Origin of the sequence: Halostella limicola (assembly GCF_003675875.1) — an archaeon.
Lineage (GTDB): Archaea > Halobacteriota > Halobacteria > Halobacteriales > Natronoarchaeaceae > Halostella > Halostella limicola.
Genome location: NZ_RCDI01000001.1, coordinates 598541 through 612943 on the forward strand (window position 1 = coordinate 598541; position 14403 = coordinate 612943).

At 54.0% G+C, this 14403-nt stretch carries 11 protein-coding genes; 2 read left to right on the forward strand and 9 right to left on the reverse strand.

The window, feature by feature from the left end; genetic code table 11:
* Positions 1-32: 32 nt before the first annotated feature.
* A complete protein-coding gene (locus D8670_RS04030; protein ID WP_121816804.1) occupies positions 33-563 on the forward strand; it encodes a gluconate 2-dehydrogenase subunit 3 family protein in 531 nt (176 codons plus the stop codon).
* Positions 560-2269 carry a GMC family oxidoreductase gene (locus tag D8670_RS04035; protein WP_121816805.1) on the forward strand — a complete coding sequence of 570 codons (1710 nt, stop codon included), beginning with the start codon at positions 560-562 and terminating at the stop codon, positions 2267-2269. Before D8670_RS04030 ends, D8670_RS04035 begins: the two co-directional genes overlap by 4 nt.
* Positions 2270-2547: 278 nt before the next feature.
* Here the strand turns inward: D8670_RS04035 and D8670_RS04040 are convergent, their stop codons facing one another.
* From D8670_RS04040 to D8670_RS04080, 9 genes are all read right to left on the reverse strand, one after another.
* A complete protein-coding gene (locus D8670_RS04040) occupies positions 2548-3945 on the reverse strand; it encodes a sulfatase-like hydrolase/transferase (RefSeq protein WP_121816806.1) in 1398 nt (465 codons plus the stop codon).
* A gap of 88 nt (positions 3946-4033) precedes the next feature.
* Positions 4034-4969, reverse strand: a complete 936-nt coding sequence (locus D8670_RS04045) for a glycosyltransferase family 2 protein (RefSeq protein WP_162994167.1) — start codon at positions 4967-4969, stop codon at positions 4034-4036.
* A gap of 176 nt (positions 4970-5145) precedes the next feature.
* Positions 5146-8100: a hypothetical protein gene (locus tag D8670_RS20695; RefSeq protein ID WP_162994168.1), complete on the reverse strand. Its 2955-nt coding sequence runs from the start codon at positions 8098-8100 to the stop codon at positions 5146-5148.
* 163 nt (positions 8101-8263) lie between these two features.
* The gene (locus tag D8670_RS04055; RefSeq protein ID WP_121816809.1) at positions 8264-8917 is read right to left on the reverse strand and encodes a class I SAM-dependent methyltransferase; all 654 of its coding nucleotides are present in this window, start codon (positions 8915-8917) and stop codon (positions 8264-8266) included.
* A 6-nt stretch (positions 8918-8923) separates the two neighbouring features.
* A complete protein-coding gene (locus D8670_RS04060; protein ID WP_121816810.1) occupies positions 8924-10138 on the reverse strand; it encodes a glycosyltransferase in 1215 nt (404 codons plus the stop codon).
* Positions 10139-10144: 6 nt separating this feature from the next.
* Positions 10145-10984, reverse strand: coding sequence for a glycosyltransferase family 2 protein (locus D8670_RS04065; RefSeq protein WP_162994170.1), 840 nt, complete (start codon positions 10982-10984; stop codon positions 10145-10147).
* Positions 10981-12048: a glycosyltransferase family 4 protein gene (locus tag D8670_RS04070; RefSeq protein ID WP_121816812.1), complete on the reverse strand. Its 1068-nt coding sequence runs from the start codon at positions 12046-12048 to the stop codon at positions 10981-10983. Before D8670_RS04070 ends, D8670_RS04065 begins: the two co-directional genes overlap by 4 nt.
* The gene (locus D8670_RS04075; RefSeq protein ID WP_121816813.1) at positions 12045-12968 is read right to left on the reverse strand and encodes a glycosyltransferase; all 924 of its coding nucleotides are present in this window, start codon (positions 12966-12968) and stop codon (positions 12045-12047) included. Before D8670_RS04075 ends, D8670_RS04070 begins: the two co-directional genes overlap by 4 nt.
* Entirely contained in the window at positions 12965-14281 is a 1317-nt protein-coding gene (locus D8670_RS04080) for a lipopolysaccharide biosynthesis protein (RefSeq protein WP_121816814.1), read from the reverse strand. Before D8670_RS04080 ends, D8670_RS04075 begins: the two co-directional genes overlap by 4 nt.
* Positions 14282-14403: the final 122 nt, after the last annotated feature.

The following is a 14403-nucleotide window of genomic DNA, read 5'->3' on the forward strand; positions in this document are numbered from 1 at the left end:
GGTTTTGTAGGTCCGTCATGATATCCGGAGCGATGGAATTGACCCGCCGGGATGCGCTCATCGCCCTCTTCGGAGGAACAGGGGCAACGGCTGTAGTCGGAGGCGGGGCAGATCTCCTTAACCAACCTGCCGATGCCTCCATCGAGGATGTCCACGTCGATCGACTCCAGGCCGTCGCGGCAGTGCTCTATCCCTCTGCAGTAGACGCGACGCAGGAGTTCGTCGAGACGTACGTCCTCGGCCGTATCACCGACCGCGAGTCCTACCGTCAAGGAGTCGTCGACGCACTCACTGAAATTGAGTCGGCGAGCCAGCGCCGCCACGGACAATCAGTGACAGCCCTCTCCGAATCGAATGTGGACGGCCTGCTCCGCGCGATGGGCGTCGCCACGGCGTATCCCGTCCCCGATGGGACGATCCCGGAACAGGTCCGGTACTATGTCGTCAACGACCTGCTGTATGCGCTCTACACGACGCCCGTGGGGGGCCGCCTCGTCGGGTACGAGAACCCGGACGGCTACCCGGGCGGAACGGACGCTTACCAGCGAGGGCCCGACGCGTGACCGGTCCGGACGACGTGGATCGAACACCCGTTTCTGACCCCGACGTCTGTATTGTCGGCGCCGGTCCCGCAGGGGCATTACTCGCTCACCGACTCGCGACGGCCGGGATCGATGTCGTCGTCCTGGAGGCCGGCCCGCGGTTCGACTTCGACGAGCGACTCGAACGGATGGAGAAAGCCCTCAGACCGGCTCATCCGCCCACCGACGTCTGGGAGATGGGAGGGGACCGTGACCGATACACGAACTCGGGCGAGGTCGTCTATCCGCTAAACACGCGTCGAGTGAAGGGCATCGGTGGCTCCTCACTCGCGTGGGGCGCCCGACTCAGTCGCTTTCACGAGAAGGATTTCGAGATGGGGTCGCGGTATGGGCTCGCCACTGATTGGCCGATTTCCTACGACGATCTTCAACCGTACTACGCAGAGGCAGAGCGGGCCCTAGGCGTCGCAGGTCCGGCCGACAATCCATTTTCCCCACCCCGAGAAAACCCCCCTCCGATGGATGCCTTCGCACCGAGCTACGCAGACTCGCTGTTTGCCGAGGCCTGCGAGTCCCTCGATATCACGATGCACCGGACGCTGTTCGCGATCAACTCAGAGTCCTACGACGGACGCAGTGCCTGCCAAGGCTATGGAACTTGCTCGCCCGTCTGCCCGTCCGGGGCGAAATATAGCGCAGATCACCACATTGCGAAGGCCGAGGCCGCTGGTGCGACGGTGATCGACCGTGCGGCCGTCCAGCGACTCAAACACGATGCTACGGGTGAACGGATCGAACGGGCGGTCTATGCGACACCCACCGGTGAGACATACATCCAATCCGCCGAGACGTTCGTCCTCGCCGCCGGCGGGGTCGAGATTCCGCGACTCCTCTTGCTATCGCGCTCGGACGAGTATCCAGACGGCCTGGCGAACTCCAGCGGACTCGTCGGCAAGTATTTCATGGAACGCCCGACCTGCGGCGTCACAGCCCGCATCGACAAACCGACGCGCCAGCACCTCATCGGCTTCGGCACGAGTTCGACCCATCAGTTCTACGACTACGACGAAGACGCAAGCCCGCCCCCGGGTAGTTTTAAGATCGAGTTCAAGAACATCCGCGGTCCCCGGCCCTCGGACGTCGCGCTCACCCAGCAGAACATCCTTTACTCTCTTCAATCAGCGTTCGGTGATCCCTTTGACGCTGACAAATGGAGCGACGTTGGTGAGGCCGCTTTCGTTGGCGATGAATGGGGAGACGACCTCCTTGACACGATTCAATCGGCATACGGGAATCACATTGGTCTTAGTGCGGCCGTCGAGGGGATTCCCAGGCGGGAAAATCAGATCACCCTCGACAGCTCTCGAACGGACGACCACGGTAACCCCGTGCCGAACGTCTCGTGGACTCCATCGTCGTTCGCGAAGGAGACGATGGACCGGGCATTCGAGGTAATGGACGATATCCTCGACGCGCTCGACGCTGACGTGTTATCCCGAACTCGATATCGGAACTGGAAGGGTATCGGCCACCATATGGGTACGACGCGGATGAGCGAAGATCCTGAAGCGGGTGTCGTGGATCCTGACTGCCGAACTCACGAGATAGAAAACCTATATATCGCTTCGAGTAGCGTCTTCGTGACGTCTGGCGCCTTGCAGCCAACGCTCACTATCGCAGCACTTGCCTTACGGTTAGCAGATAAGCTTGAAGGAGAACTACGTTAGCAATGTGTATTTGACGAAAATTCTGAGACTGTCGTGGGGTATCAAACGACTTGAAGCTATCTAACCGCCATATCCACCGCTCAATATTATCCTTCTTTACCTACTTTATCAATCGGCACAGATGCACCTATTCCATCCAGAAATAACTCAATCATTTTCCCAATCCCGTTCCCCGCCTATCATATTACTATAATGACTGCTTTAGAACCAGCTTTACGAAAATAGCATTGTAATAACAGTAATAAAGAAAATTGACACCTTCCACCACTTTAGTGATTTCAGAGGTATCCGAGGTTTTGAAGTCTATCAGTCATTTCCTTTGTCATTTCTCTATGGTCAGCTTGTCTAGAGTCGACTTCATGTAATTCAATGCCATCAACAAAGGGTTCTTTGGCCCACTCTGGGATTTCAACGTTGAGGGCATCCCTATGGCGCCAGTTTGGCCGCGTCGGATCAATCAGATCCAAGTACCGGTTCCCTTGTGAATCCCATATGTATTTATATTTTTCCTTATAGCAGCAACGAATAGATCGATCAAAGTATACAAATTCTGAATTTGATATATGGGGGTCGGTACTCCCGAGTCCTATGAGTTCACTCGGAATGTACTCTATATATTTAAACTCCTTTTTAATTCCCAATAACTGACTAACAAGAGGGCCGAGATCTAAAAGCGAAAAAAGCTCATTCTGTGGTGGGTCAAATGAACTTGGTGGATTAATAATGGTAAGAGGGACATGGAGAAGTCCTTCGGAAAGACTCCCTTTGTGTTCAATGAGGTTGTCATCCTCGGGATAAACGAGGTTCTCACCGTGATCTGCAGTGATAACCACGGTGGTTTCTCGAGAAGATTTCTCGGTCAGCATGTCGACAAGGTTAGTGACCAACCGATCAAGGTACGCAATTGATGCGCTGTATAGCTGCCGGTAGTGGTTGATATCCTCCTTATACGTGTCCACGTCACCAGTATTCACGCCCCAGAAATCGATATCTTGGGATGACCATCCCCACGGGACAGTTCTGTAGGCTCGGTCATAGAGAAGAGTGGAGGAAAACGGTGCATGAGCGTCCATGAAATTGAGAAAAAGGAAGTATGGCTCTTCGGAGCTATCTATCGACTGGACAGCTGCGCGTTTGACGGCCCGTCCACCATCATCACTTCGACGAGGGATCCAGTCAGGCTTTGCTTGGCTCAAAAAGTGGCTAACCCCGTTGGCCAAGCTCTTCCATGAGTGTTCATGATCAAGGGCTTGGAAAACATAATCTGCATAAGCTGAGTATCCTTGTTTATCAGAACTAAAATCCTTTAGGTATATTCCTTCTGAAAAGACGACGCTTGGCGCAATATCTACAAACTCGTCAAAAAGAGAGGCTGCACCGAATGAAGAACTAAAATACGGATTGGCACTTACACCAATAGTACGGTGTTTAAGAGAGGAAAGAAAGGTATCTTCTGTAGAGAGATTCTGAAATGAAGTATCGTATGCGTGGCAGCCATGTTCATGGGGAAGCTGGCCAGTAAAGAAACTTGCATGACTAGGGACAGTCCAAGAACTGGGGGCCCGACACTGGGAAAATATGATGTCTGATTTCGAAACTAGCCGGTCGGCGTGCTCATCAAAATAGTCCTTCCGGACAGTGTCAAGACAGATGACAATGATATTTCGGTTATTCATATTTGATTCCTATTGATGGAATACCGGCGACTGTCGTAATATTTCTATGGACGTTAAAATCCAACCCGCTATTCAAGGAGATCCTGAATTAGGTGAGCTTCCCTCTGTGCTTGTCCCCTAACACTAACTGTGAATAAACTACCTTTCCAAGGTCTCGCCCAGGCCGGCCAAACAGGGACGCGAATAGGAACCCAACGAAGGAGAGAGGCCATCCGGGAACCACGTAGCAAGCTTGCATCGCTCGTTGTATCGCATGAAGTGACATAACCTGATTATTTAGGGTCAACTCGGCGTCAAGCAGATAAGTATGTGCAAGTGCCGTACGCCGAACCGAATCTGGGAATTGTTTGTACAGTTGTGCGTATTGCTCCAAGAGTTTTAGCCGTCCGTCGATGTTTTCCTCCGACCCACCGAGCGACTCTTCTGAGTGGCCCTTTCGTACGAGGGGATCGTCTACGAATTCAAAATAAGACCGTTTCGCTAATTCAATTTTCATACCCATATCGTCTGCACCGTGGAGGTTTTCGAACGGAAGAATGTCTTCCAACACGTCTGCATCGATCAACATCGTCGACGGACTACTGGGCGTCATTTGGAACATTAAGGCATATTTCAGGACGTCCCCACTCACGTCCGGATCTGGTAAAACAGGATGATCGTTTTCCCACTGGATTCCAGAATAAACCACCCCGACTTCGTTACTTTCCTCCGCAACGGGTACTTGCTTCTCAATCTTCACCGGAACAAGGCGATCATCGTCATCAAGGAAGTTCACATACTCCCCTTTCGCCTTTTTCGCTCCAAGACTCCGTGCAGCGTGAGCCCCACGGTCCTCTTTTGGACAGATGTATTCGACACCCATCTCTTTGGCGACAGATTCAGCATTACGCTCCTCTTCCGAACCATCAACAACAATGATTTCTACTGGATTATACGTCTGTGATTGTGCGCTCTTTATTGCCTCCCTTAGCCGATCATTCCGGTAGTAAGTCGGAATCACAACCGAGACGAGTGAATTTGACACTTCTCTTCCTCCGTCAATTCCTACATTGTGTGGTCGAATGCTATAAAAGGAAAGGGGTATAAGTTAATTATGTGTTACAAAAATTACCTGAGGTGAAAGCCCTAAATATAATTATTATTTATTCACACATTACTTATTAATAATAAATAATATAGCAATTTGTATTATATTTCCCGTCATCTCTGATCTTCTCTTCGGTTGTAGACAAGATACCCTATACATGTAACCAATGCAATAGCTGAGATAATAATCCCCTGGTAAAACCACCGTTGCGGCCGATATCGAATGATCACTGTATGTTCTCCCGTTTCGTTGATGTGGAAACCGTTGACCGCCGAGAAAAGCGGAACAGGGCCGTATCGTTCTGTCCCATTTGAGGACCGTACTTCGGCGATCCAGAGGGGGCCGTAATCTTCGGCGAATGAGAGCGTGTATGGCTCGCTCGCATTGACCTGAACTCTGTATTTCGTCGAACTACCCCGTTCGAAGGATTCGACCTGCGCATTCGTTTCCTCATGGGAGAGGGTTTCGGACAGCGTCTCGTTCTCCTGAGACATGTAAAGCCAAACGGTATCGAGAGAGCTACGTCCGTGCGAGATAACACTGATGTTGTGCTGACCGACAGAGAGATCGACTGACTCGAGATGTGTGAGTCGCAGGTCGTCGCTTTCGACCCTGTACGTGCGATTATCGACCCGGACGGTGAAGTTACCGGCACCGCGTATGGCGGGTCGATAGGAACCGTCCACCTGGGTTTCTATCGTAGTATACGCTCGACTACCGTTCCTCATTTCGACGAGCGTGCCGTTGGTGGCATTACTTCCTTGCTCATTTCGAGGAGAATCAATATAGAGATCCGAATTGGCTTCGAGCAAGTGGATCAACGTCTTGTTCGCCAGTGTTCGCTCCCGCGTTCTGTGTACCTCTTCGTATCGCTCCTCGCTCAGTACTGAGAACGCGGGAATCGCGTTCTCTCCGTTCACGTTCTCGAGCGTCAACGTGTGGCGACCTTCCTCGAGTTCGAACGTCCCCACTTCGTTCTCCACGAACCGATTCAGTCGGTCTTCTGTGTCCAGAGTCACCGACTGGCCATCCACGAGTACTCGAACTGCACCACCTTCTCGCCCCTCAAAATACCTAGCGAGCAGTTTGTAACTTCCATTCTCGTCGACGCGGAACGGGATGTCCATTGAGCCGTTCGCCGTTGTAACGACCATACTCTGGCCGGATTGTAGTCTCGCCAACTGATCTGTGTTCAGGTTGTTCACGACATATCGAGACGAGAGAGTCGTCCGCGCCCATCCAGAGTTCGGATCTGCGTTATACGTGTATTCCGATGGGTGAATGACGTCTCCCCCGTCGAATGCCCCGTCTCTCACTGAGGAGACGATCTGATACTCCACAGTAGAAGCCCGCTGGCCCGTGACGATACTTGTGTTCTCGAGTCCGACAGACCGTTGAATAGGGAAGCTATCGGCCAGATCTCCCGAAATAACGACATCTGGAATATAGGCAGTTCGTCGTGCATTCCGTATTCTGGTCACTTCTCTTTGACGTTGACCGCCATAGTCGATCAAATATCGCACCGATATCTGGCGTAAAATCGCATTTCGGGTAGTAGTATCGTTGCCATCAGTAGCGATAGCCAAGCTATCTCTAAATGAATCCCTTCCGACCGTCCTCATCGGTAGGCCGTATTGTGGTTCCCGAGGTATGGCGAACACGGCGTGTTCTCCGAGGTTGTTTTGGATATCTCGGTACGTCTGGTGCTCATCTTCTGGGAGTGGACGAGTAGTAAACCCCGATCGAACTCCATCCCTCATGTCCGTAGTGAAAAGTAGCCAGGAGTTGGTGGCCGCGGACACGACTAAGAGTCCAATCAGGGCGAATCCGATTACCTTCGAATAGCGACGACTGGACGAAACCAGTCCCCCCACGGCCATTGATGCCAATAACACCAGCGGGAAACTCGCTGGCAGAAGCCACTTGAAAGCAGTTCGGAATGCCGTACCGAAGGGGGCGTTGAAGACGAAGAAATCGTACATTTCTCGAACGACTTCAAGCGAGGAGGTTGGAGCCGTCGCAACGAAGATCAGAATCACGTAAAGAACGGCGACAGGGAGCGCGCGTTTCCGATGATGGAATAACGAACCCAGGGCGACGATAGGAAGAACTAGTCCGCTCGCGAACCACAGTCTTCGCCACGGCATCGTGTTTGGTGTAAACCCCTCTCGAAGTGGTGGCCACCAATCGGCGTGAAATCTCAACGCGTTTACCCACGTGGAGTCGCCATTCAACATGTCAATTAGATGCCTCGTGGGAGGGTTTTGTTTCGTTAGGGGGTTCACTGCGGTCCAGCCATCAGGATGGAAGAGAGGCACGAGCCAGAACGCACTGAGAGCTAGGAAAGAAACACCAGCTACACCGATGACCTTCAGCGAATGAAGTAACTGTTCGTTCGAACGATCTCCAACGAGTGAGAGTACTCCGAAGAGAACTCCGATAGAGAGGAAACTCCAAACTGGCCACCTCGGGTCTCCCGAGGTGGCCGTTACGGCCATTCCTAACAGAATCCCGTATTTCAGTGGGTCCTGTTGCGAAGACTCGTAAGCCGAGTAAATCGTGTAAATCACCAGCGGAAAGACGGCATACCCCATCAAGAGAAATATCTGGCTTGCTTGGAACACGTTTATCGGATTCAACAGGTAAAGGAGACCACCCATCACCCCTAGCCGGAGAGCGGTAGTCTGATCCACCTCGTTTTTGACGAACCAGTACACCACGATCCCCCCGATAGTCCCGATAAGGGTATACACGGTCAGGAAGAGTATCCGTTGCAGGAGTGCCGGAGAGCCCGGAAGTGACCACAGGAATGCGAAATGCGGAATGTGATTTGGGAGCTGGTGTAGTGTCGTAGTGTACTCATGGCTCTGGGAGCGAAAGTAGGGCCATACCAGATCGCCGGAGTTGACTACGCCCGATGAGAACAGGAAATCCTTGAATATGAGGACAGTTACGAGATACGAAACACCGGCTATGATCCCGTATGCCTTGAGGTTCGAATAGTTCAGTTTCTCCTCGGTAGAGTCCCTGAGATCCGAATAGTTTAGCCTCTCGACCGTATCCCTCATGAGGTTCCGTTGGGATACGATGATAGGGGAAATAAGTGTATCTGAGATACACAGAATTCAATACAAAAAATACACCAGAGCCCGACTTCGGTCACTCCACCACAGTTAACAGGATCGAAAGCAACGCCGGCCTATAGTATAGTGACTTTTGATCACCGTCGGTTCAGCCATTACCTGGTTTCCGCGCGATCAGTATAATCGCACCTCCGAGTCCGGAACGGCACAGAGAAAGCCAGTCCGGTAGCGGACGAAACGGAGTAGCACAGCCCACGACTTCGAACCCCGTACGCTCTGTGAGAAATCTCAGCGAGTACGGGGTGAACATGTACTTATGAGTTTCGTCTTTATCCCCGAACCAAGTAGTCCTATTCAGGAATCGCCCGATTGCATTCGCGTTCGGGCAGTGGATAGCCACCACCCCGTTCGGACGAAGAACACGATATAACTCCTGCAGCGTCCGATATGGACTCTCAACATGCTCGATGATATCGAACATGGAGACGATATCGAACGATTCGTCTCGGATTCCGAGCGACCCGTCTACGTCCATCCTTGCTACGTCTCCCTTGGTCGATTCGTTCGCAGCACGGATCGCCACGCTGGAAATATCCACGCCGACCGTTGCCCATCCCTCCTGTTCAAACAGTCGCTGTAGGTAACCGAACCCACAACCGCAATCTAATACACGGGGAGATTCGAACTGCGAATGTTTTTTGATGTACTCAATGAACGTCTGGTTCGCATCTTTCATCGATTCGAACGAGTACCCCTGCTCCTCTCGTTGCCACGTCCAGTACGAATTACCGTAATCTGACATTTTGTTCTACGGAAGCTTCGAAGTCCCACCACAGATTTTGAGAAGCTCACGCAGGTCGTCTTCGATCGACTGAGGCGTATAGCGTTGCGCGATGAACGCTCGATTGCCGTTCTCGTAGTCGTCGAACAACTCCTCAAAGTCTGGCAGCTGTTCTGTAAACGTTTCCTGAGTGACCACCTCTACTCCTGATAAACTATCGATAGGAAGGCTTTCAGCTCCTTTCTCCGTCGTGAGGACCGGATTGTCGTACACCATGTATTCGAGAACCTTCGTCTTCGTTCCCGCACCGACTCGAAGCGGGGCAATACTCACGTCACTCAGTTCCATATACGGACCGAGGTCGTCTACATACCCCGTGAATATCACGTTATCGGGCGTTTCGTTCCACTCGGTACCGCCTTCTCCGATCACCAAGAAAACGATCTCATGGTTTGCAGCGCTTGCGCACGGGGCGAGCTCCTCAACGAGAAACTGAACGGCGTCACGATTTTGTACCGATCCCAGCGCCCCGACGAACGTGGCGACACGTTTTCCCTCTAGGTCGAGACGATCTCTGAGAGACCTGAGTTTGCCTGTATCGGTCTCCAGATCGGGCAGTTCCACCACGTTGGGAATCACGTGGACGTTCGAAGAGTTCACACCGTAGTCGTTGACGACGAATTGCGCTTCCTGGTTGGAGACAGCGATGACTGCATCGCTTGCTTTCGTTCCGAAGCGTTCCAGAACATCCCATAAAACGCGACGGAGAAGATACGCAATGAAGTTTCGATCTCTGAATCCGTCGGCCAAGCGCTTGTTGATACAGTGTGTATCGAGGACGGTCGTTACGCCGGCCAGTTTCGAGACGATGATCCCGGCAGGGATCAGAGCGCCCCCGACGAGTACGATATCACACTCTGCTAGCTTCGATCGTATCTTCCAGAGGGCGGCGATCGATTCAAGCTGGAACGTGATGGCTTCGAAGACGTCGAAGGTAAGATACTCCTCTAGAAAACCTGCTCCCTCGTCTTTTTGGCCAGTATCGGTATTAAGTGCTACCGTCGTGTAGTTTTCCGAAACCTGATCGCGTTCGCTCGGTTCTTGGAGTTCAAACACGAACACGTCCTTACATATTTCTCCCAATTGTTCTGCGATATGGTGTGTACGGACGTGATAGCCCGTCGACCGACTCGCTACTGGACCGAAGGCGATAATTCCGACCGTAGCCTGGTCTTCCCTCATTCCTCTTCACTCCTGTCCGTCATTTACGGCGTTCGCTACTAGCATACCCGTTCCGGCGGCAGCGTACTCCAGTGTCTTCAATCCGAGTACGCCAATAGCGAGACGCGGGTTCCTGTAGAAGCGATGCTCAGCGAGAAACGTTGCGTACCGGGAGAGCGGATTCACCTGTTCGCCGGCCCGATCGTCGTACTTGCGAACATAATGGTGTGCCGTCTTCCCGTAGCGATACTTCTTCCCGAGCCAGTCTGGTAGGCGAACCCCGTCCTCATGATGGAGTATCGCGGCATCGTCGACGCGGTACGTCGTATCCAGTCCGGTCTCTCGTTCAATCCGTTGTGGAAGCGTGCTATCCTCGAAGAAGGTCACGTTTTCGTCGTAGCCACCGACGTGACGCACTGCGTCCATCGGGAAGAACCGTGCTGACTCGACGGCAGTACTCTTGTAGAAGCTCCGCTCGAAATCGCGGACTCGAGCCCAGTAGGAATCTCCCATACTCCGTTCCGGAACGACGATACCGCCCACTCCGTCTTCGGCCACGTATGTTTCGATGCATTGCTCGACGACGTCTCTCTCTAACTCCATGTCGGCGTCTACCGAAAGGAGGAACGTCCCCGACGCACGGTCGATACCGACGTTTCGAGCTTCGCTTAACTCAGCGTCGGATCGGACCACCGTCGCATCGTGTTCCTTCGCAATGTCCGCCGTGTCGTCGTCGCTGTACGCGTCAACGACGATTGTCTCGACACGGTCGTACGTCTGGGTCTCAATCGATCTGAGACAGCGGTCGAGGTGGTCGGCGGCATTGTACGTCGGGATCACGATCGAGACGAGCGACTCGTCGTTCACCGTACTACCTCCCTCAGCTGGTGCTCTACTTTGTCGGTGGTCGCCTCCCAATCGTACTCCCGGGCGTTTTCGAGGGCGTTCTTAGCGTAGGTGTCGTAATCGTCGAATAGGGATATCGCCGACGCGGCGAGTGATCCCGGGTCGGATGCCGACAGGAGTCCGGTCCTGCCGTCCACGATCGAATCGCGGAGTCCTGGCACGTCGTACCCGACGGCGGGCGTCCCCATCGCGGCCGCCTCCGTGACTACCAGCCCCCATCCTTCACGAACGCTCGGAACGAGCAATGCATGACTCCGTTTCATCATCTCTAGTTTCTCCGCTTCTGGGGCGTATCCGTGGATAGTCACGCCCTCATCGGCCTCCTGCCGGAGGTCATCAAGCAACTCTCCGTCGCCGACCATGTGCAACTTCGCATCGGAGAATCGACGTTTAATGTACTCGAACGCCTTGACCGCGTGGTCCGGCCGCTTCGCCGAGTTCATCCGTCCGACGAACGAGAACGTCGGCACGTCCGCCTTCTCAGGCAGTTCGTCAACCGGCTCGAAGCTGAGCCCCTGCGGGACGACGGTCACGTCCTCGAAGTGGATGTTCACCAGGTCTTGCTTCGTCGATTCCGAGACCGTCAACGTCGGCACGTCGGTGTAGCGCCGCAGCCATCGGTCTTCGAGCCAGTGGTAACCGAGTCGGTCAACGGGAAACGACGTCTCGTAGAACCAGATCTCACGAGCGAGTTGGTGGATCAGCGCCACAACTGGCTCGTCGACGTACTTCGGGGTCATGAACGGGCGGGTGTTGATCTCGTCGACGACCACGTCGAACTCGCCGCGGAAACGCCGGCGATAGTACTTTTTCGCCTTCCGATAAACAGTGAGCCTGCCACCCGACCGGACAACATTGACGCCGTCCATGACTTCCTCACGGTCACAGCCGTCGAACGCCGACGTGAACAGCGTCGGTTCGTGTCCGCGTTCCGCGAGGCGTTTTAACAGTTCGTGGGTGAATATTTCCGCCCCTCCAGCGTTTGGATTCTCAATATCGCGCCAGTTCATGACGAGTACCCTCATCGATGTCCCTCTCGATACGTGGGTACCCGTCTTTGAACGTAGCTGATTCCATGGTCGAGTTTCTCAGAGAACTGTCGTCGTTTCAATCGGCAGAATACGGCCAGCGTGTCTAATCCGATCCGGCAGACCTCACTCCAGTCGATACTCGAGTCGCCATCGAAATCGAGCGAGACGGGCGCCTCGGCTATCGTGTACCCGCGCCGATGCAGCAGCGCCAAGAGTTCCACATCGAAGGCATAGCGTTCTTCGCGCAACAACGGCATCACATCATCGACCGCCTCTCTCGTGAGCAGTTTCATCCCGACCTGAGTATCTGTTACATGAAGCCCGAACAGCGCCCGAATCAGTGCCGAGTATCCGGTGCTGAGAACGCGACGCTTGAGCGGATACGATACGTCCGACTCCGGATGACGCTTCGATCCGATTACGACGTCCGCTCCTGTCACCTCTGCCCGCTCAACGAAGGCCGCTGTTCGTTTCGGCATGAGGTCGCCGTCCGCATCCATGAACAAGACGTACCGGCCCGTCGCCGTCAGACAGCCATCACGCACTGCGTGTCCCTTTCCGTGGTTCTCGTCGTTTCGGACGATCCGAACGGACGGGACATCGTCCATCACCTCATAGACGGCCTCGCGCGTAGCATCGTCGCTACCGTCGTCAATGACGATGATCTCGTAGTCCTCACAGACCTTAGCGGCGAACGTGTCGACGGTGGAAAGGGTCGACTTGATCGAACGCGCTTCGTTGTAGGCCGGGAGTACTACGCTCAGAAAGGGCGGCTGCTGGACAGTGTTCGGCTCGTCCGATAGCTCGTTTGCTCTACCGACTCCTGGGACGGAGGTGAAACGGTCATCCGATGAGTGGAGTTGTGGCGACGCCGGTGAGGTCCTTTGTGATGACCGATGTTCACGATTACTCATCGTCTCACCTCCGAGATGCCGTACGCGAACAGGCCGGCGTTTACGATCAGGATCACCTGGATAATCCGGACCATCGACCCGTGGGCGGCCCACATCAATCCGATCTCGATCACCGTGGTCGCGGCGAACACGTAGACGAACCGCATTCGGTCCCGAGCGAGTTGGAAGTTGAGAACGACGACCGCGAGGACGAAGGCGAAGATTGCGACCCCGTACCAGCGGACCAACGGCGCGGCGGCCGCATACGTCGCGCCGAAAAGCAACTCGAGCACTATCGTCGGCACAATCCAGAATACCAGAGCGCCTGAACCAGCGGTAACAGCGGTGTAGAGGAGCGCGCGGCGGAGCAACCCGTACATTTCTTCGCCGTTACCGCTCGAGTAATCGCTGGTGACCTTCGGGAACAGTGCGGTGCTAATCCCGGTTGGAAAGAAAACGAGAACCTTTCCGAGGACGGACGCGGCGGTGTAGAGGCCAGCTTGTTCACCCGGGAAGAAGTGCCTGACCAGAAGGACGTCTGCGTTTGCCGGTACAGTGATACAAAACCCTGCCAAAACTGCAGGAGGTACAAACCGATAGACCTCGCCGTAGTCGAACTGGTGGAGCTGGGATAGGTGGCCCTGGTCGGCTGGAAACTGCCTTCGGATGTGAAGCGTGGTTAACGTGAACACGGTCGCAGCAGCGATGACTACTGCTCCCAGCGCTCCGTAGATACCGTAGCCAAGGAGTACGAGTCCTGCACCAGCGAATAGTTTGGTGCCGGCTCGGAGAACGTTGTACGCTCCGAGGGGTGCAAAGCGTTGTAACCCCTCGAACGAGCCCATGTTAGCTGTGACCCCGAACGCGAACGGGATCATACCGGCGACCGTGATCACTGGCCAAACGGACGAGAGTTGCAGGAACTCACTGATCACAGGACTTGCGAACGATAGCAGTACAGCGATACCGCATCCGACAAGGAATGATCGAAAAACCAACCCGTGATGCAAGGTCGAAACGCCTTCACCGTCTTCCTTGAGTTCCGCAGTGAACCGACTGGCACTGAACCGGATACCGGACCCGAGTACGCTCACAAGATAGAACAAAGAGAACAACGCGCCAAACACGCCATACTGTCCCGGGCCGAGCGCCCGTCCCATGAAGATCTGAAACGCGTAGTTGAGGCCACCACTGAGGACCGTTGCCCCGGCTAAGAGGCTACCGTGATGAAGCAGGTCATCGTCGGTCAACAGTTGTCTAACAGTGATGACTGCGTGATCGAGGATGTCTCCTGTCTTCTCGAAAAACCCCAATTCGTCGTGCTCACCTGCCATACTTATCGTCTGATGTGTATAACCGAGGAAATTGGACTATCCTCCTATCAAATCCACAACTACGCTTAGCGGCCCAGCGACAACAATTGAGGATAATGGAGGAGAGTTTTCCTTTCATTCCT